The sequence below is a fragment of the Rhizobium phaseoli genome (assembly GCF_003985125.1).
GTDB classification, from domain to species: Bacteria; Pseudomonadota; Alphaproteobacteria; order Rhizobiales; family Rhizobiaceae; genus Rhizobium; species Rhizobium phaseoli.
Genome location: NZ_ML133566.1, coordinates 244081 through 259312, shown reverse-complemented (window position 1 = coordinate 259312; position 15232 = coordinate 244081). Strand labels below are relative to the sequence as shown.

General features: G+C 61.9%; 18 protein-coding genes. 7 read left to right on the top strand and 11 right to left on the bottom strand.

The window, feature by feature from the left end; genetic code table 11:
- Positions 1 to 16: 16 nt before the first annotated feature.
- The 4 genes from pheS to infC form a co-directional block, all read right to left on the bottom strand.
- Positions 17 to 1099: a phenylalanine--tRNA ligase subunit alpha gene (gene pheS / locus EFD56_RS04400; RefSeq protein ID WP_126904770.1), complete on the bottom strand. Its 1083-nt coding sequence runs from the start codon at positions 1097 to 1099 to the stop codon at positions 17 to 19.
- Between the two features lie 149 nt (positions 1100 to 1248).
- Positions 1249 to 1653, bottom strand: a complete 405-nt coding sequence (gene rplT, locus EFD56_RS04395) for a 50S ribosomal protein L20 (RefSeq protein WP_004673860.1) — start codon at positions 1651 to 1653, stop codon at positions 1249 to 1251.
- A 38-nt stretch (positions 1654 to 1691) separates the two neighbouring features.
- Entirely contained in the window at positions 1692 to 1895 is a 204-nt protein-coding gene (rpmI, locus tag EFD56_RS04390; RefSeq protein ID WP_003570998.1) for a 50S ribosomal protein L35, read from the bottom strand.
- A 308-nt stretch (positions 1896 to 2203) separates the two neighbouring features.
- On the bottom strand, positions 2204 to 2740 hold the full coding sequence (gene infC, locus EFD56_RS04380; RefSeq protein WP_082928759.1) for a translation initiation factor IF-3: 537 nt from the start codon (positions 2738 to 2740) through the stop codon (positions 2204 to 2206).
- Between the two features lie 178 nt (positions 2741 to 2918).
- On the opposite strand from infC, the gene EFD56_RS04375 reads away from it, so the two are divergent.
- Positions 2919 to 3749, top strand: a complete 831-nt coding sequence (locus EFD56_RS04375; protein WP_126904768.1) for an alpha/beta hydrolase — start codon at positions 2919 to 2921, stop codon at positions 3747 to 3749.
- Positions 3750 to 3895: 146 nt separating this feature from the next.
- The gene (locus EFD56_RS04370) at positions 3896 to 4495 is read left to right on the top strand and encodes a transglutaminase-like cysteine peptidase (RefSeq protein WP_037115232.1); all 600 of its coding nucleotides are present in this window, start codon (positions 3896 to 3898) and stop codon (positions 4493 to 4495) included.
- Positions 4496 to 5176: 681 nt separating this feature from the next.
- On the opposite strand, the gene mbfA is transcribed toward EFD56_RS04370, so the two are convergent.
- On the bottom strand, positions 5177 to 6160 hold the full coding sequence (mbfA, locus tag EFD56_RS04365; protein ID WP_126904767.1) for an iron exporter MbfA: 984 nt from the start codon (positions 6158 to 6160) through the stop codon (positions 5177 to 5179).
- A 277-nt stretch (positions 6161 to 6437) separates the two neighbouring features.
- On the opposite strand from mbfA, the gene EFD56_RS04360 reads away from it, so the two are divergent.
- A complete protein-coding gene (locus EFD56_RS04360; RefSeq protein ID WP_126904766.1) occupies positions 6438 to 6905 on the top strand; it encodes a group III truncated hemoglobin in 468 nt (155 codons plus the stop codon).
- 114 nt (positions 6906 to 7019) lie between these two features.
- Here the strand turns inward: EFD56_RS04360 and EFD56_RS04355 are convergent, their stop codons facing one another.
- The 3 genes from EFD56_RS04355 to EFD56_RS04345 all read right to left on the bottom strand — a co-directional run bounded on the left by EFD56_RS04355 (position 7020) and on the right by EFD56_RS04345 (position 9595).
- A complete protein-coding gene (locus tag EFD56_RS04355) occupies positions 7020 to 7916 on the bottom strand; it encodes an EamA family transporter (protein ID WP_126904765.1) in 897 nt (298 codons plus the stop codon).
- A gap of 92 nt (positions 7917 to 8008) precedes the next feature.
- Positions 8009 to 8560, bottom strand: a complete 552-nt coding sequence (gene recX, locus EFD56_RS04350) for a recombination regulator RecX (RefSeq protein ID WP_126904764.1) — start codon at positions 8558 to 8560, stop codon at positions 8009 to 8011.
- Between the two features lie 9 nt (positions 8561 to 8569).
- Positions 8570 to 9595 (bottom strand): histone deacetylase family protein, encoded by a 1026-nt coding sequence (locus EFD56_RS04345; protein WP_126904763.1) that lies wholly within the window; start codon positions 9593 to 9595, stop codon positions 8570 to 8572.
- Positions 9596 to 9728: 133 nt separating this feature from the next.
- Here EFD56_RS04345 and EFD56_RS04340 point away from each other — a divergent pair, with 133 nt between their 5' ends.
- Positions 9729 to 10340 carry an HAD-IA family hydrolase gene (locus tag EFD56_RS04340; protein ID WP_037142870.1) on the top strand — a complete coding sequence of 204 codons (612 nt, stop codon included), beginning with the start codon at positions 9729 to 9731 and terminating at the stop codon, positions 10338 to 10340.
- A 15-nt stretch (positions 10341 to 10355) separates the two neighbouring features.
- On the opposite strand, the gene EFD56_RS04335 is transcribed toward EFD56_RS04340, so the two are convergent.
- Entirely contained in the window at positions 10356 to 10871 is a 516-nt protein-coding gene (locus tag EFD56_RS04335) for a GNAT family N-acetyltransferase (protein WP_126904762.1), read from the bottom strand.
- 24 nt (positions 10872 to 10895) lie between these two features.
- Entirely contained in the window at positions 10896 to 11465 is a 570-nt protein-coding gene (locus EFD56_RS04330; protein ID WP_126904761.1) for a helix-turn-helix domain-containing protein, read from the bottom strand.
- A gap of 134 nt (positions 11466 to 11599) precedes the next feature.
- Here EFD56_RS04330 and tenA point away from each other — a divergent pair, with 134 nt between their 5' ends.
- From tenA to EFD56_RS04315, 3 genes are all read left to right on the top strand, one after another.
- Positions 11600 to 12298: a thiaminase II gene (gene tenA / locus EFD56_RS04325; protein WP_126904760.1), complete on the top strand. Its 699-nt coding sequence runs from the start codon at positions 11600 to 11602 to the stop codon at positions 12296 to 12298.
- A gap of 77 nt (positions 12299 to 12375) precedes the next feature.
- On the top strand, positions 12376 to 14208 hold the full coding sequence (gene lepA / locus EFD56_RS04320) for a translation elongation factor 4 (RefSeq protein ID WP_037142863.1): 1833 nt from the start codon (positions 12376 to 12378) through the stop codon (positions 14206 to 14208).
- 302 nt (positions 14209 to 14510) lie between these two features.
- Positions 14511 to 14744 carry a type II toxin-antitoxin system CcdA family antitoxin gene (locus tag EFD56_RS04315; protein ID WP_126904759.1) on the top strand — a complete coding sequence of 78 codons (234 nt, stop codon included), beginning with the start codon at positions 14511 to 14513 and terminating at the stop codon, positions 14742 to 14744.
- A gap of 1 nt (position 14745) precedes the next feature.
- Here the strand turns inward: EFD56_RS04315 and EFD56_RS04310 are convergent, their stop codons facing one another.
- On the bottom strand, positions 14746 to 15198 hold the full coding sequence (locus tag EFD56_RS04310) for a GFA family protein (RefSeq protein ID WP_126904758.1): 453 nt from the start codon (positions 15196 to 15198) through the stop codon (positions 14746 to 14748).
- Between the last annotated feature and the right edge of the window lie 34 nt (positions 15199 to 15232).

Sequence of the window (15232 nt, the reverse complement as noted above, 5' to 3'; positions counted from 1 at the left end):
CGTTGCAATTCTCCGTTCAAACGCTGAGGCCGCCGAACAGCGTCGGCATGTCGAGCGGGCGGAAGCCGTAATGCGTCATCCAGCGGACGTCGGCGTTGAAGAAGTCGCGCAGGTCGGGCATGCCGTATTTCAGCATGGCGATGCGGTCGAGGCCCATGCCCCAGGCAAAGCCCTGATATTCATCCGGATCGAGCCCGCCATAGCGCAGCACGTTCGGATGGACCATGCCGCAGCCGAGGATCTCCATCCAGTCGGTGCCTTCGCCGAACTTGACGATCGGACCGGAGCGGTCGCACTGGATGTCGACCTCGAAGGAGGGCTCGGTGAAAGGGAAGAAGGACGGGCGAAAGCGCATCGTCACGCTGTCGACCTCGAAGAAGGTCTTGCAGAACTCCTCGAGCACCCAGCGGATGTTGGCGACATTGGCCTTCTTGTCGATCACGAGGCCCTCGACCTGATGGAACATCGGCGAATGCGTGGCATCGCTGTCCTGGCGATAGGTCTTGCCGGGAATGATGATGCGGATCGGCGGCTTTTGCGCTTCCATGGTGCGCACCTGCACCGGCGAGGTGTGCGTGCGCAGCACCTTGCGTTCACCGTTTTCGTCAGGATTGAAGAAGAAGGTGTCGTGCATCTCGCGGGCCGGGTGGCCTTCGGGAAAATTCAGCGCGGTGAAATTGTAATAATCGGTCTCGATATCGGGACCCTCGGCGATCGAGAAGCCCATGTCGGCGAAGATCGCGGTGATCTCATCGACGATCTGGCTGATCGGATGGATGCGGCCGCGCTCGGCCGGCGAGGAGCGCACCGGCAGGCTGACATCGACCGTTTCGGCCTTCAGCCGCGCATTGACCGCCGCCATTTTCAGCACCGACTTGCGTTCGGCGATGGCATCCGTCACGGCATTCTTCAGGGCGTTGATCGCAGCCCCTCGAGTCTGGCGCTCCTCCGGCGTCATGGCGCCGAGCGTCTTCAGGAGTTCCGAGACCGAGCCTTTCTTGCCGAGGGCAGACACGCGCACGGCTTCCAGGGCGGCCTCGTCATTGGCGGCGGCGATTTCCGCGAGCAGCGATGAGTTGAGCTGGTCGATATCTGACATTGTCACTTCTTTCCGTCCAGTATCAGGCGGGGATCGGGAGGCAGGCGGCGCCGACCGGCGCAGGGATATAAAGAAAGAAAAACCCGCGCTAGCCCAAACCAGCGCGGGTTTCCCAAAATTCGAATAGCATAGAGCCTGGGAAGCGCTGGTTAACGAACCGCGCCTTCAAACTCGTTGGCCGTACCGGTTTCCTTGAGGTACTCAAGGGCCTTCTTGGCAGCATTGACGAGCGCGCCGAATGCTTCCGGCTCGTGGATCGCCATGTCGGAGAGAACCTTGCGGTCGACTTCGATGCCGGCCTTGTTCAGGCCGTCAATGAAGCGGCCGTAGGTCAGGCCGAATTCGCGGACAGCGGCGTTGATGCGCTGAATCCAGAGGGCGCGGAAGTTGCGCTTGTTGACCTTGCGGTCGCGGTAAGCGTACTGCTTCGACCGGTCGACAGCGGCCTTGGCGGCGCGAATGGTGTTCTTGCGGCGGCCGTAAAAGCCCTTGGCGGCCTTCAGAACCTTCTTGTGCTTGGCGTGGGCGGTGACGCCTCTTTTTACGCGTGCCATATCATGATCTCCTTAAATCTAGCGTTCGCGGACGAGTCTCAGAGACCGTTCGGCAGGTAATTCTTGATAACCTTGCGGCCATCCGGTTCTGCGAGAACCATGGTGCCACGTGCATCGCGAATGAACTTGTTGGTACGCTTGATCATGCCATGGCGCTTGCCGGCAGCGGCAGCCTTGACCTTGCCGGTCGCGGTGATCTTGAACCGCTTCTTGGCAGAGGACTTCGTCTTCATCTTGGGCATTTTGCTACTCCTTCTGTCCTCCCTGCGCGCTTCATCAAAAAAGCCCTCTCGCGAAGTCCGGTTCTCCGGCCGTCGCAACAAGGTGCGGGAGCGTTTGTTGTTGATCTGCGGCATCGGCGACGAACCGTTCCGCAAGCATTCGAAACTGCCACGGCATGCCCTGCCGGTCAGTTCGGACGCGCGCTTATAACCGCAGCGTCATGAAAGTGCAACGGGGCCCGAGAGGAATCTTCGCCGGCCCAATGCACATTACCGAAAGCACAAAAGCCGCCCTTGCGGACGGCCTTGGGCAAAAGGGTATCTGGCGCTTACTTCGGCGCCAGCACCATCATCATCTGGCGGCCTTCGAGCTTGGGCTCGGCTTCCACCTTGGCGATCTCAAGCGTATCGGCCTTGACCTGTTGCAGAAGCTTCATGCCGAGTTCCTGGTGGGCCATTTCACGGCCGCGGAACTTCAGCGTCACCTTGACCTTATCGCCTTCATCGAAGAAGCGGCCCATCGCCTTCATCTTCACCTCATAATCATGGGTGTCGATATTCGGACGCATCTTGATTTCTTTGACTTCGACGATTTTCTGCTTCTTGCGCGCCTCGGCAGCCTTCTTCTGGTTGGCATATTTCAGCTTGCCCAGATCGAGGATCTTGCACACCGGCGGTTCGGCATTGGGGGAAATTTCGACGAGATCGAGGCCGGCTTCTTCCGCCATTCTCAAGGCCTGGTCGGTGGGCACGATGCCCATATTCTGTCCGTCAGCCGCGATCAGCTGAACTTTGGGAATGCGGATTTCACGGTTCGAGCGCGGGCCGTCCTTCACGGGCGCATCGGTCTTAAAAGGTCTGCGAATGGTCGTATTCTCCTCGCGTTGTTTCCGGAATGTTGCAGCCGCGCGCTCCCGATCAGGGTGCACAAACGTATCTCGTTATCGCTGCAACGGAGTCAATATCATCCTTTAGCGGAAAAATCACGTGCTGTCAGCCTGCCAAGAATCTGTTTTATAGGCCAAAACAACAGGAGTTTCGCCGATGTCCGATCAGATGCCCAATGTCCGGCCACAGTTCGTGACGGTCGGCGAAGGCGAGACGGCGCGTGAGATCGCCATGCTGGTGCGCCCGGCGCAAGCCGGCAATAATGCCCCGACGCTCGTTTGGCTATCCGGCTACCGTTCCGACATGAGCGGCACCAAAGCATTGGAGCTCGACGGCCTGGCGGGCGAACTCGGTACCGCCTGTATCCGTTTCGACTATTCCGGCCACGGGCTTTCCGGCGGCAGTTTCCGCGACGGCACGATCTCGCGCTGGCTGGAGGAGGCGCTGGCCGTGATCCGCCACGTCGCACCCGACCGGGTCATTCTCGTCGGCTCCTCGATGGGCGGCTGGATTGCGCTGCGGCTGGCGCAGGAACTCGCACGACAGGACGGCCCGAAGCTCGAAGGCCCAAAACTCGAGGGAATGGTGCTGATCGCGCCGGCGCCCGATTTCACCTCCGAACTGATCGAGCCGAACCTGAAGGCGAAGGAGCGCAAGTCGCTGGCCGAGCGCGGCTATTTCGAGGAGCGCTCGCAATACAGCCCGGAACCAAACATCTATACGCTGGCACTGATCGAGGACGGCCGCAAGAACCGCGTGCTCGACGGCATGATCGAGACGGGCTGCCCGGTGCATATCCTCCAGGGGATGAAGGATCCCGACGTGCCGCACGCGCATGCGATGAAACTTGTCGAGCACCTTCCCGCCGACGACGTGGTGCTGACCTTCATCCGCGACGGCGACCATCGCCTGTCCCGTCCCGGCGATATCGCCCTCATTCTGGGCGCCGTCAAAGGCATCATCCGCACCGCCATGGCCGGGCAATAATGCTCTGAAACGAGCTCTCCGTCTTGTTGCATTTTAACCATGTCGACGGGTCGCAAGGTCCTCCTAAGAAGTAACGATTGACTCTTCTCGGCCCTCTCCATTAACAATTTGTTAATAATTAAGGGGCGATCGAGGAAAGAGCGGGCGTGCGGATCAAGGGTATCTTTGTGGCCATGATGGCCGTGTTTGCGATGGCGACGGCCGCCATCCCAGCTCCAAGCAGAAATGCTTCCATGGTAACAGGCAACGCCACTTCGCAGCCGATCGGCCATTATGATTTCTGTCAGACCCACAGCAGCGAATGCGGCGCGAACCGCAATGCTGGCCCTGTCGAGATGACGCCGGCAAAGTGGTCGCTCGTTCGTTCGGTCAACACGATGGTCAACCGCACGATCACGCCGATGACCGACAAGGAAATCTACGGCAAGGATGAAGTCTGGGCCTACCCGACCACCGCCGGCGACTGCGAGGATTTCGCGCTCTTGAAGCGCCGCATCCTGATCCAGCGCGGCATTTCGGCCGCCGATCTGTTGATGACCGTCGTGCGCAAGCCTGACGGTGAGGGCCATGCCGTCCTGACGCTGCGCACCGCCGAGGGCGACTTCGTGCTCGACAACCTCGCCACCGACGTCAAGCCATGGTTTGCGACGCCTTATTCCTTCGTCAAGCGCCAGTCGAGCTACAATGCCGGCCGCTGGGTCACCATCGAGAACGGCCGCGACGTTCTGGTCGGCGCACTGCGCTGACAATTTCCGGGGGATGCGGGGAAAAAGGCCGGCGAAAGCCGGCCTTTTGCTTTTGGCGTCGAGACGCGCCTTTTCTATGCCGGAGAGCTGTGGTGTCTGCCGCTACCGGCCTTTCGCTTACGCTCAAGGCGTTCGTCGCTGACGCTCCTCGCCCCCTTCATCTGCCCTGACGGGCATCTTCTCCCCGCTGGGGAGAAGGGGGAGCGAGCCGCACGGTCATCATTCCTGCATCAAAGGTCTCAAGAGGATCGAGACGCTGCCGCGAGTCCTTCTCCCCAGCGGGGAGAAGATGCCGGCAGGCAGATGAGGGGGTGAGCGGCAAAGCCGCGAATGCACGGAGCTTAAGCGAAGGGCACAGGATGCTGGCGCGCCCTCTCTCCGGCCTCATCCTGAGGCGCGTAGCCCGCAGGGCGAAGCCTCGAAGGACGGGGCTGGCCACCGCAACCACCCGCCCTCGTCCTTCGAGGCCCCTTGCGGGGCGCCTCAGGATGAGGGCTGATCGTTGTGCCTGCCGCCCAGGATGAGGGAGAGGCTCGGGTGATATGAATCGACGTGGAGATTTGCGGCACTGGAATTGGGTTGCGTTTTCCGCGCCGTCGCCCGGCCCTCCGCATGGCTACGGGCGTTCGCTGCTGCAACCGATTCACTGGATCGATTGCTCGGGCTGCGCCCGACCGCAGCTCACCCATTCCCAATCAAAATCCCCGCTCCGAGCACCAGGCCGCCGCCGAGCACGACCTGGAAGGCGGCGCGCAGGAGCGGCGTTTCCATGTAACGGTTCTGGATGAAGGCGATCGCCCAGAGTTCGAAGAAGACGATGATCGCGGCGGTGATCGTCGCCGTCCAGAAATGCGGGATCAGATAGGGCAGCGCATGGCCGAGGCCGCCGAGCGCCGTCATAATGCCGCAGGCAAGCCCGCGTTTGATCGGCGAGCCCCTGCCGGAGATCTTGCCGTCGTCATGGGCGGCTTCGGTGAAGCCCATCGAAATGCCGGCGCCGACGGAAGCGGAAAGGCCGACGAGGAAGGTCTGCCAGGTGTCCTGGGTGGCAAAGGCGGCGGCGAAGATCGGCGCCAGCGTCGAGACGGAGCCGTCCATCAGCCCGGCAAGGCCCGGCTGCACATAGGTCAGCACGAATTGCCGGTGCGCCGTCTCGTCCTCGTCGCGCCTGACATCCTCGGGCGTGTGCTTGTCGCCGAGCATACGGGCAATATCTTCATGCCCCTGTTCGGCCAGCGCCAGATCACCGAGAAGTTTTCGCGTCGAGGCGTCCGAGGTCCGCTTTACCGCCTCGACGTAGAAGCGGTAGGCCTGCTCCTCCATTGCCTCGGTCTCCTGCCGCATCGCGTCGAGCGACAGGTTGGCTCTGAGCCAGTCGGGCTTGCGCTCATAAAAGCCTTCGACATGTTCGCGCCGGATCAGCGGGATGCGCTCGCCGAAACGCTGACGATAAATCTCGATCAACGATTTGCGATGCGTATCCTCGACCTCGGCCATATCCTCGAAGACCTTGGCCGATGCCGGAAATTCGGGCCGCAATTTATCCGCATAGGCGAGATAGATGCGGGCATCGTCTTCCTCGGAGGCAATGGCAAGGGCGAGGATTTCCTGCTCGGACAGCGACTGAAAAGATCGTTTCGAGGATCTGAAAAACCGCGCCAGCATGACTTGCTCCAACAAATTTAGAATAATTCTAAATCTAAAGAAGGCGGTGGTGGCGGTCAAGTGGCTGAGGCCGACAAAGCATGTCACGCAAAAGTGTGCCGCGGTTTTGCGGCAACGACATGCGCAAAAACAAGGAGCTAAAGCGCGACAAGCGAATCTGAAAGATCGCTACGCGCTTTAGGCTGACAGATTGCCGCAAGCCGCACGGACGCCTTTGGCGCGCCGGCGCAAACACCTATATGAGGAGCGGCCGCATTGCGCGGCGCCGGGGTTTATGATGGACAATGACATTCAGGGCCGTCCAGCCCATGTCGCGGCGATCCGCGAAAGGGCGGAGGCGGAGATGCGGGCGATGGGCGTCGACGAGGCCTTCATCGGCAGGCTGGTCGAGACGTTTTACGGGCGCGTGCTGGCGCATGCCGATCTCGGTCCGGTGTTCGACGCCAGGCTCTCCGGCCGTTGGCCGGAGCATATGGAGAAGATGAAGAGTTTCTGGTCGGCCGTCGCCTTCCGCAGCGGCGCCTATGGTGGCAAGCCGGTGCAGGCGCATACCGGCGTCGCCGATCTGACGCCGGACCTCTTTCCGAAATGGCTGGCGCTGTTTGCCGCAACCCTCGACGATATCGCCCCGTCGCCGGAGGCCAAGGCCTGGTTCATGGCGACGGCGGAGCGGATCGCCAAGAGCCTGACGCTGTCGCTGTTCTACAATCCGGCGCTCGACGACCCGGCGAAGAAGGCGGGCTGACGGATTATTGCCTCGAGCATGATGCCGAAAAGTGTGCGCGGTTTTCGGACGACATCATGCTCTAACTCTTTAATGTAGAACAGGATTCGGATTTTAGGCCGACCGGGCCTAAAATCATCCTGTTCTAGCGGAAAAGGTCGCGCCGGCGCTTGCAGCGACGACCAGGGCCGTTCCTGCCATCTGCAGAAGCGTCATCGGCTGCATCAGAATGACGAAGCCTGCCAGAGCCGCAATGGCCGGTTCCAGGCTCATGAGAATGCCGAAGGAGGTCGTCGGCATGCGCCGCAGGGCGATCAGCTCCAGCGTATAGGGCAGCAGCGGCACGAGCACGGCGAGGCCCGCCATTTCGATCAGGCCAGAAGCGTCAAGCGCCGGTGCGGCGCCTGAAAAGCCGAAGGGTGTGGCAACCACAGCGGCAACCATCAGTGACATGGAAAGCCCTTCCAGTCCCCTGAAGCTGGCGCCGATCTTCTTCGTCAGCACGATATAGATCGCCCAGCCGGTCCCGGCGCCGCCGGCAAAGAGAATGCCCCAGATATCCCCGATCCAGCCTTCGCCGTCATGGGCAAGCGCCAGCACGCCGAGCGCGGCAATGAGCGGCCAGACGAGACGCCGGCTGAGACCGTAACCGATGGTCGCGACCGAAAGCGGGCCGAGAAAGTCGATCGCCACGGCAAGGCCGAGCGGAATGCGCTCGATCGCCGCGAAAAAACTCATGGTCATCAACGCTGTCGTCGTGCCGAGAACGAGCGCGCTTGTCCATTGCTCCCTGGAGTAGCTGAACATGCGTGGACGGACGGCGACGACCAGGATGATGGCGGCAAAGACGAGGCGCAGCCAGCTCGCGCCGGCCGGTCCATAGGTGGCGATCGCGTGGGAAGACAGAGCTGCGCCGAACTGGATCGACGACATGGACAGGAGGCACATCAGCCCGCCGGCCGCCAGGCCGGAGGACGTTGCAGGCGTTTCCAATGCCAGCACGCCGGCGCCGTCGTTCGTTCTGTCTTTCATCTGCATCTCCGATCGAGCGCCGTTCATACGGAGACCGCTTGCAACCGACAAATTCAATCTTCTGATCCAGGCAGCAAAAGAGCTGATGCATATCAGAGGCGGCCGGAGAGGATCACCTCTTCGGCGTCTTCGACACTCATGTCGAAGACCTTCCTGCCGATCTCGAAGCTGAAGCCATTGCGGGCGAAGGCGGACAGTTCCTTTGCCTTGCGTTTGTCGTCGAGGTCGCCACGGCGAAACGGGCCGAAGGCGCGTTTGCGGGCGAATATGGTCGCGGCATAGAGATCGTTCGCCTCTCCGAGCGCCGCCTCGACCTTGTCGCTCGCGACACCCTTGGCCGCGAGTTTCTGGGCGATGGCGCGCTTCGATTTGCCGCCGCGCACGGCAGAGCGCGTGCTGATTTCGGCATAGGCGCCATCGTCGATCAGCTTGTTGTCATAGGCAAACGTGACGGCGAAATCGGCAACGGCCTTGAGCTGGCCCGCGCTGATGTCTTCGAACTTCTCCCTGGCCTTGCGGCTGATGGCGTCGAAGAGCTGCTTTTCCGTCATCATCCGCCGCTCCAGGCGATAGATCGCGGAGTTGCGCGCCCAGCTCAGCATGCGGGGTGTCGGGATATCGGATGGAACGGTCTCGTCGGTCATATCAAGCGATCAGGCTTCCAGACCCTTGAGGACATTGGCGACATTGAGGCCGATCTCCGGCACGCCGTAGCCGCCTTCCATGCAGGCAAGCACCGGCAGTCCTGCGGCTGATATCATTGCGCCCATGCGGATGAAATCGTCGGAGGTGAGGCGGAAGAAGGAGATCGGATCGCGCTCAAAGGTGTCGACGCCGAGTGCCAGAACGATCGCTTCGGCGCCGAAGGCCTTGATGCGGGCGAGCGCATCGGCAAGGGCAGAAGACCAGACCTCAAAGGGTGTGCCCGACGGCATCGGATAATTGCGGTTGGTCCCAGTGCCCGCTCCCTCGCCCTCCTCGTCGGCATGGCCGAGGAAATAGGGAAAGGCGTGCATCGGATCGCCATGCAGCGAGGAGGTGAAGACATCGCCGCGGTGATAAAAGAGATCCTGCGTGCCGTTGCCATGGTGGAAATCGACATCGAGTACGGCAACCCTGGCCGCGCCACGATCGAGCAGCCGCTGCGCCGCGACACCCGCATTATTGATGAAGCAGTAGCCGCCGAAGAGATCGATGCCGGCGTGATGGCCAGGCGGGCGGCAGAGCGCGAAGGCCAAACGGTGCCCCTTGGCCAGCCAATCGGCGCCGGTCAAAGCGCAGCGCATCGAGGCGACCGCCGCCTCGTAGGAGCCCTTGGTGATCGAGGTATCGGCGGCATTGGCATAATGGCCGATCGCGCCGACGATATTGTCGGGCACGCGCTGGCTGGTGCGGCGCACCGGGAAGGAATTGGCGATCGCCTCGCCCTCGAAGCCGGCCGCCACCCAGCGGTCCCAGACGGTGGCGAGAAAATCGAGATAGGCGGGATCATGCACCTTTTTGGCGGTTTCCAGCCCGTGCGCATCGGGCGCCACAACATCGGCAAAGCCCGCCTCCTTGACGGCTGCCAGGATCCATTCGGCCCGGAACGGCGCCTCGAAGGGCGTCACCAGCTGGCCGGCATAGAGCTCTGTCCTGGCATCGCGCAGCTTATGATCTTCGGAATAGATGACGCGCATTGCAGATCCTGCCCCTGATTGAAAATCGAGATTTACACGGCTTCGCCCCAACGAAAAAGCGGTGTGTCGGCTTGATCGCCGCGCTAAATAACGCCACCTTCGCCGGTGTTTTCAGAACGAGGAAATTTTCCGCATGAAGGTGCTGATGGTCGATGTCGACGGCGTGCTGATTCATGGCCGGCCGGCCGACGGCCTGCCGCACTTCACCTTTCTCGAGCGCGATCTCGGGCTGCGCCTCGACCTGCTGCAGCAGGCGTTCTTCCAGACCCACTGGAACGATATCATCATCGGCCGCGAGCCGTTGGAACCGCGGCTTTCGGCCGTGCTTGCAGAGATCGCGCCGCATCTCAGCGCCGCAACCCTGATCGACTATTGGTTCGAAAACGATTCCCGCCTCGATCTCAATCTCCTGGAGGAGCTTGCCGCCCTCCGGCAAAGCGGTGTTGCCCTCTTTCTGGCGACCAATCAGGAGCACAGGCGGGCCCGCTATCTGATGGAAGAGGCTGGCCTCGGCGGGCATGTCGACGGCATCATCTATTCCGCCGCGCTCGGACACCGCAAACCTTCGCCGGACTTTTTCCGGCTGGCGACCGAACGCGCCGGCGCCCTGCCCGGCGAAATCGGCTTCATCGACGACATGGCGGAAAATATCGAAGCGGCGCGGCAGTTCGGCTGGAACGCGGCGCAATGGACGGCAGGCACCACACTTGCCGGGGCATTTCCGGGTTTGCGCCGGCCGGCTTGAGCGGAGCCGGCGCAATTAGAGCCGCTTATAGAACAGGGTGGTATCGCAGAAGCCGCCTTGCGGCCACAGCGCATAATCGGGAATGACGCCGACGCGCTCCCAGCCCAGGCGCGGATAAATCGCCTCGGCATCGCTGCCGGTTGCCGTGTCGAGCACGAGCAGGGTTTTGCCGCGCCTTCTTGCCTCCTGTTCGGCGGCCTCCATCAGCAGCCGGGCAAGGCCCCTGCCGCGGGCGGAGCGATGCACCAGCAGTTTCTTCAGATCACCGCGATGCGGCTGGTTCGGCATCTGCGCAGCGCCCACCTGCACGGTACCGACGATGCTTCCGGCGAGTTCGGCGACCAGCAGCAGATTGCCGCCCGCCGCAACGGCATCGGCGACGTCGCGCCAATAGGGCTCGGCATCGTCGGGCGTATAGGGCTGCATGAAGCCGACCGACGCGCCGCCGGCGACGCAATCGGCAAGCACCTGCGACAGGGCCGGAATGGCGGCGCGTGCCTCCTCGGCGGAAAGGATGCGAATGTCAGGCATGTCGTTCTCCTGAAATAGGGGCTGTCATCGGCCGCCGCGATCGAGCACGACGCAATAGCGCGCCGGCGCGTTGCCGGGATTGTGGAAGACATGGCCCTCGCCGACAGGCATGAAGAGGCAGTCGCCGGGACGCAGCCGGTAGACCGTCTCACCGGCGGTCATCTCCAGCTCGCCATCGAACAGCCAGACATGCTGGGTCATGCCGTGGGAGGCCGTATGCGGGGGAAAGCTGACGCGGGCGCCGGCGGGAAATTCGACCTCGACAATATCGACATTGGAGGCAGTGCCGGGCGCCGAGACCGACCGCCTGAGGTAACCGGTTTCCGGATCGCGCCAGACCTGCTGGTCCTGCCTGCGGGCGAACGGCGAGGCCTGCTGCCCCTCCTCTGCGAAAAAGGCCGAGAGCGACAGGCCGAGGGCGGCGCAAATCCTTGCCAGCAGTGAGGCGGTCGGGCTGGCCTCGGCCCGCTCGATACGCGAAATCATTGCCCGGCTGACGCCGGAGGCGGTGGAGAGATCGTCCAGCGTCAAGCCCTTTTCCAGCCGCAGCTTGCGGATGCGAATGCCGATCGCCTGCTCGAGTTGCTCTTCCATCTTTCCTATCCGCGATTCTACTATATGAGAAATACAGGATCTCATGATGGAATCAAGCCGATAAGCGGCGCGCACGCAACTTGCTTTCATCGCAGCCTCGCCGGTATATGTCAGCGCGATCGATGGAGAGACGAATGGACGCCAACACGCAGAGCACGGAACTGACGGGAAGCTTCACGGCCGCCGCCTGGGGCAGGATTGCGCCCATCATGGCCGAGATCGAGGCGCTGCCGCTTCTGACGCGGCTCTCCGACGGCACGCTGCCGCCGGAAATCTTTCGCCACTACATTCTGCAGGACGCGCTTTACCTCAAGCATTATGCACGCTGCCTTGCCATCGTCGCGGCCAAGGCGCCCGACAATGCGCAGGTGCTGCGTTTCCTCGGTTCGGCGCAGAAGGCGATCACCGTCGAGCAGGGCCTGCATGCCGGCTTTCTCACCCAGTTCGGCATCACGGCCGCGGATGTGACCTCGGCGGAGCCGTCGCCCACCTGCTTTGCCTATACCAATTTTCTGCTGGCCACCGCCTATCACCGCTCTTACGCGGTGGCGCTTTCCGCCATTCTCCCCTGCTTCTGGATCTACTGGCATGTCGGCGAGGCGATCAAGAACCAGCCCGTTGTCGAGGGCAATGCCTTCCAGGCCTGGATCAACACCTATGGCGATCCGCAATTTGCCGCCGGCGCGCGCGAAGTGATCGCACTGACCGACATCGCCGCCCGCGCCGCCTCGCCGGCCGAACGCATTGAGATGAGCGATGTCTTCGTGCGCGCCTCGCAGTATGAATGGATGTTCTGGGATTCGGCCTGGCGGCTGGACACCTGGCCGGTCTGAGACGCGTTCGACCGGCTCGTAAAATAGCGTAAACGGCGGGATAATTACCGCTTTGCGGCCGGGGGCGGCGCTGCTATATGGCGCGCATGAGCACCAATTCGACCACTCCGCTGTCCCATATCCGCAACTTCTCGATCGTGGCCCATATCGACCACGGCAAATCGACGCTGGCCGACCGCCTGATTCAGACGACAGGCGGCCTTGCCGAGCGCGAAATGTCCGAGCAGGTGCTCGACAATATGGATATCGAGCGCGAGCGCGGCATCACCATCAAGGCCCAGACCGTGCGCCTGCACTACCAGGCAAATAATGGCGAAAAATACATCCTCAACCTGATCGACACGCCCGGCCACGTCGACTTCGCCTATGAAGTCTCGCGGTCGCTGTCGGCCTGCGAGGGCTCGCTGCTGGTCGTCGACGCCTCGCAGGGCGTGGAAGCGCAGACGCTCGCCAACGTCTATCAGGCGATCGACAACAATCACGAGCTCGTCACGGTGCTCAACAAGATCGACCTGCCGGCCGCTGAACCCGACCGCATCAAGGAACAGATCGAGGAAGTGATTGGCATCGACGCGTCGGAGGCTGTGCTGATCTCGGCCAAAACAGGCCTCGGCATTCCCGATGTGCTCGAAGCGATCGTCCACAAGCTGCCGGCGCCGAAGAGCCCGGGCGGCGAGAAGGCGCCGCTGAAGGCGTTGCTCGTCGACAGCTGGTACGACACCTATCTCGGCGTCATGGTTCTCGTGCGCATCATCGACGGCGTTTTGACAAAGGGTCAGACGATCCGCATGATGGGCACGGATGCGAAATACCAGGTGGAGCGCGTCGGCGTGCTGACGCCGAAGATGGTCAATGTCGACAGCCTCGGCCCCGGCGAGATCGGTTTCATCACCGCTTCGATCAAGGAAGTGGCCGATACCCGCGTCGGCGATACGATCACCGAGGACAAGCGGCCGACGGCACAGGCACTGCCGGGCTTCAAGCCGGCGCAGCCGGTGGTCTTCTGCGGCCTCTTCCCAGTCGATGCCGCCGATTTCGAGGATCTGCGCGCCGCCATGGGCAAGCTGCGCCTCAACGACGCCTCCTTCTCCTTCGAGATGGAATCGTCGGCGGCGCTCGGCTTCGGCTTCCGCTGCGGCTTTCTCGGCCTCTTACATCTCGAAATCATCCAGGAACGGCTGGAGCGTGAGTTCGACCTCGATCTGATCGCCACCGCCCCGTCGGTAGTCTACAAAATGTACATGACCGACGGCACGGAACGCGAGCTGCACAATCCGGCAGACATGCCCGACGTCGTCAAAATCTCCGAGATCCACGAGCCGTGGATCCGCGCGACGATCCTGACCCCCGACGATTATCTCGGCGGCATCCTGAAGCTCTGCCAGGACCGGCGCGGCATCCAGATTGAACTGACCTATGTCGGCACGCGCGCGATGCTGACCTACGACCTGCCGCTCAACGAGGTCGTGTTCGATTTCTACGATCGGCTGAAGTCGATTTCCAAGGGCTACGCCTCGTTCGACTATACGCTCACCGATCACCGCGAGGGCAACCTCGTGAAGATGTCGATCCTCGTCAACGGCGAGCCGGTCGACGCGCTATCGATGATGGTGCACCGCACCGCCGCCGAAAAGCGCGGCCGCGACATGTGCGAAAAGCTCAAGGAGCTGATCCCGAAGCACATGTTCAAGATCCCGATCCAGGCCGCGATCGGCGGCAACGTCATCGCCCGCGAGACGATCTCGGCGCTGCGCAAGGACGTGACCGCGAAATGCTACGGCGGCGACGCCACCCGCAAGCGCAAGCTGCTCGACAAGCAGAAGGCCGGCAAGAAGCGCATGCGCCAGTTCGGCAAGGTGGAGATTCCGCAGGAAGCCTTCATCGCGGCGTTGAAGATGGGCGATGAATAGGCTTTCCCAGAGCCTTTTTTGACGACGAGACCTGGGTCTCCTTGGTTTGTTGCCAAGCCTCGCTCTTTATTCTCCGTCATCCTCGGCCTTGTGCCGAGGATCTGCCAACGTATCAACCGGCCGCAGATGCTCGGGACAAGCCCGAGCATGACGGAGGAGAAGTGGTCAGGCTCTATAAGTCGTCCAAGGAGAACGAAAGCCCGTCGGTAGCCGGGAAGTCGCATTTCCGGGGTGTATCGCCTAGACTACGCAAGGTATGATGCCAGCGCCAATGCGCCGGCATTTGCTAGGGAGGTTCTGCCATGAAGAATGAAAGCCGAGCAACCGGAAACCCTGGATCGGCGGCAGGCGCAGATAGCGATCCCAACAAGGGCGGCAAAGTCCAGGCCGTCGATCAAAAGACCAGCGATGATGAAACGCTGCCTCGCGAAGAACGCGAAAGACTTTGGCGAATTGAAAACGCCGAGGCGATCGCGGAGCAAAACGAATATGTTGCGAAGCATGGCCTGCCATTTGCGAAACACCGGCAGTTTTGACTCATCCCCGGCCCATATACTCCTTCACCAGCCCTTCATAGGCCGCCATTTCCGGCAGCGCCGCGTAGCTGTGCACTGCACCGGTCTCGGCAAAGGCCAGCTTCTCGCTCGTCCATGTCTCGATGAACGGCGTGAACCAGCTGCGGTCATCGAGCATGGTGACGCGCAGATTGACGAACCAGTCCATGCCTTCCGGGCGGGTGAACATCCAGCTCATGCAATGCGGGCAAAAATAATGTTTCGTCGTGCCGTGCAGGCCGCCGATGACAGGCTCGCCTTTCGTCACTTCGAAACCTTCGCTGGGGATGGCGGCACTCAGCGAATAGGCACTCGCGGTCATCCTCTGGCAGCCCGTGCAGTGGCAGGCCATTGTCAGCAGCGGCGGCGCGCTGATCTTCAACCGCACCTGGCCGCAACGGCAGCCGCCTTCCATGGGTAAGTTCTGGGCCGTCATGATATCTCTCCCCTTCCGCCACTGTGATTTAGCG

Excerpts from the sequence above, each read along its gene's own strand:
- EFD56_RS04335 (WP_126904762.1), bottom strand. The coding sequence starts at position 10,871 with ATGCCTGACATTCGCATCCTTTCCGCCGAGGAGGCACGCGCCGCCATT.
- lepA (WP_037142863.1), top strand. The coding sequence starts at position 12,376 with ATGGCGCGCATGAGCACCAATTCGACCACTCCGCTGTCCCATATCCGC.
- rpmI (WP_003570998.1), bottom strand. The coding sequence starts at position 1,895 with ATGCCCAAGATGAAGACGAAGTCCTCTGCCAAGAAGCGGTTCAAGATC.
- EFD56_RS04345 (WP_126904763.1), bottom strand. The coding sequence starts at position 9,595 with ATGCGCGTCATCTATTCCGAAGATCATAAGCTGCGCGATGCCAGGACA.
- EFD56_RS04330 (WP_126904761.1), bottom strand. The coding sequence starts at position 11,465 with ATGGAAGAGCAACTCGAGCAGGCGATCGGCATTCGCATCCGCAAGCTG.
- recX (WP_126904764.1), bottom strand. The coding sequence starts at position 8,560 with ATGACCGACGAGACCGTTCCATCCGATATCCCGACACCCCGCATGCTG.
- mbfA (WP_126904767.1), bottom strand. The coding sequence starts at position 6,160 with ATGCTGGCGCGGTTTTTCAGATCCTCGAAACGATCTTTTCAGTCGCTG.
- EFD56_RS04375 (WP_126904768.1), top strand. The coding sequence starts at position 2,919 with ATGTCCGATCAGATGCCCAATGTCCGGCCACAGTTCGTGACGGTCGGC.
- pheS (WP_126904770.1), bottom strand. The coding sequence starts at position 1,099 with ATGTCAGATATCGACCAGCTCAACTCATCGCTGCTCGCGGAAATCGCC.
- rplT (WP_004673860.1), bottom strand. The coding sequence starts at position 1,653 with ATGGCACGCGTAAAAAGAGGCGTCACCGCCCACGCCAAGCACAAGAAG.
- EFD56_RS04310 (WP_126904758.1), bottom strand. The coding sequence starts at position 15,198 with ATGACGGCCCAGAACTTACCCATGGAAGGCGGCTGCCGTTGCGGCCAG.
- EFD56_RS04315 (WP_126904759.1), top strand. The coding sequence starts at position 14,511 with ATGAAGAATGAAAGCCGAGCAACCGGAAACCCTGGATCGGCGGCAGGC.
- EFD56_RS04360 (WP_126904766.1), top strand. The coding sequence starts at position 6,438 with ATGGACAATGACATTCAGGGCCGTCCAGCCCATGTCGCGGCGATCCGC.
- EFD56_RS04340 (WP_037142870.1), top strand. The coding sequence starts at position 9,729 with ATGAAGGTGCTGATGGTCGATGTCGACGGCGTGCTGATTCATGGCCGG.
- EFD56_RS04355 (WP_126904765.1), bottom strand. The coding sequence starts at position 7,916 with ATGAAAGACAGAACGAACGACGGCGCCGGCGTGCTGGCATTGGAAACG.
- tenA (WP_126904760.1), top strand. The coding sequence starts at position 11,600 with ATGGACGCCAACACGCAGAGCACGGAACTGACGGGAAGCTTCACGGCC.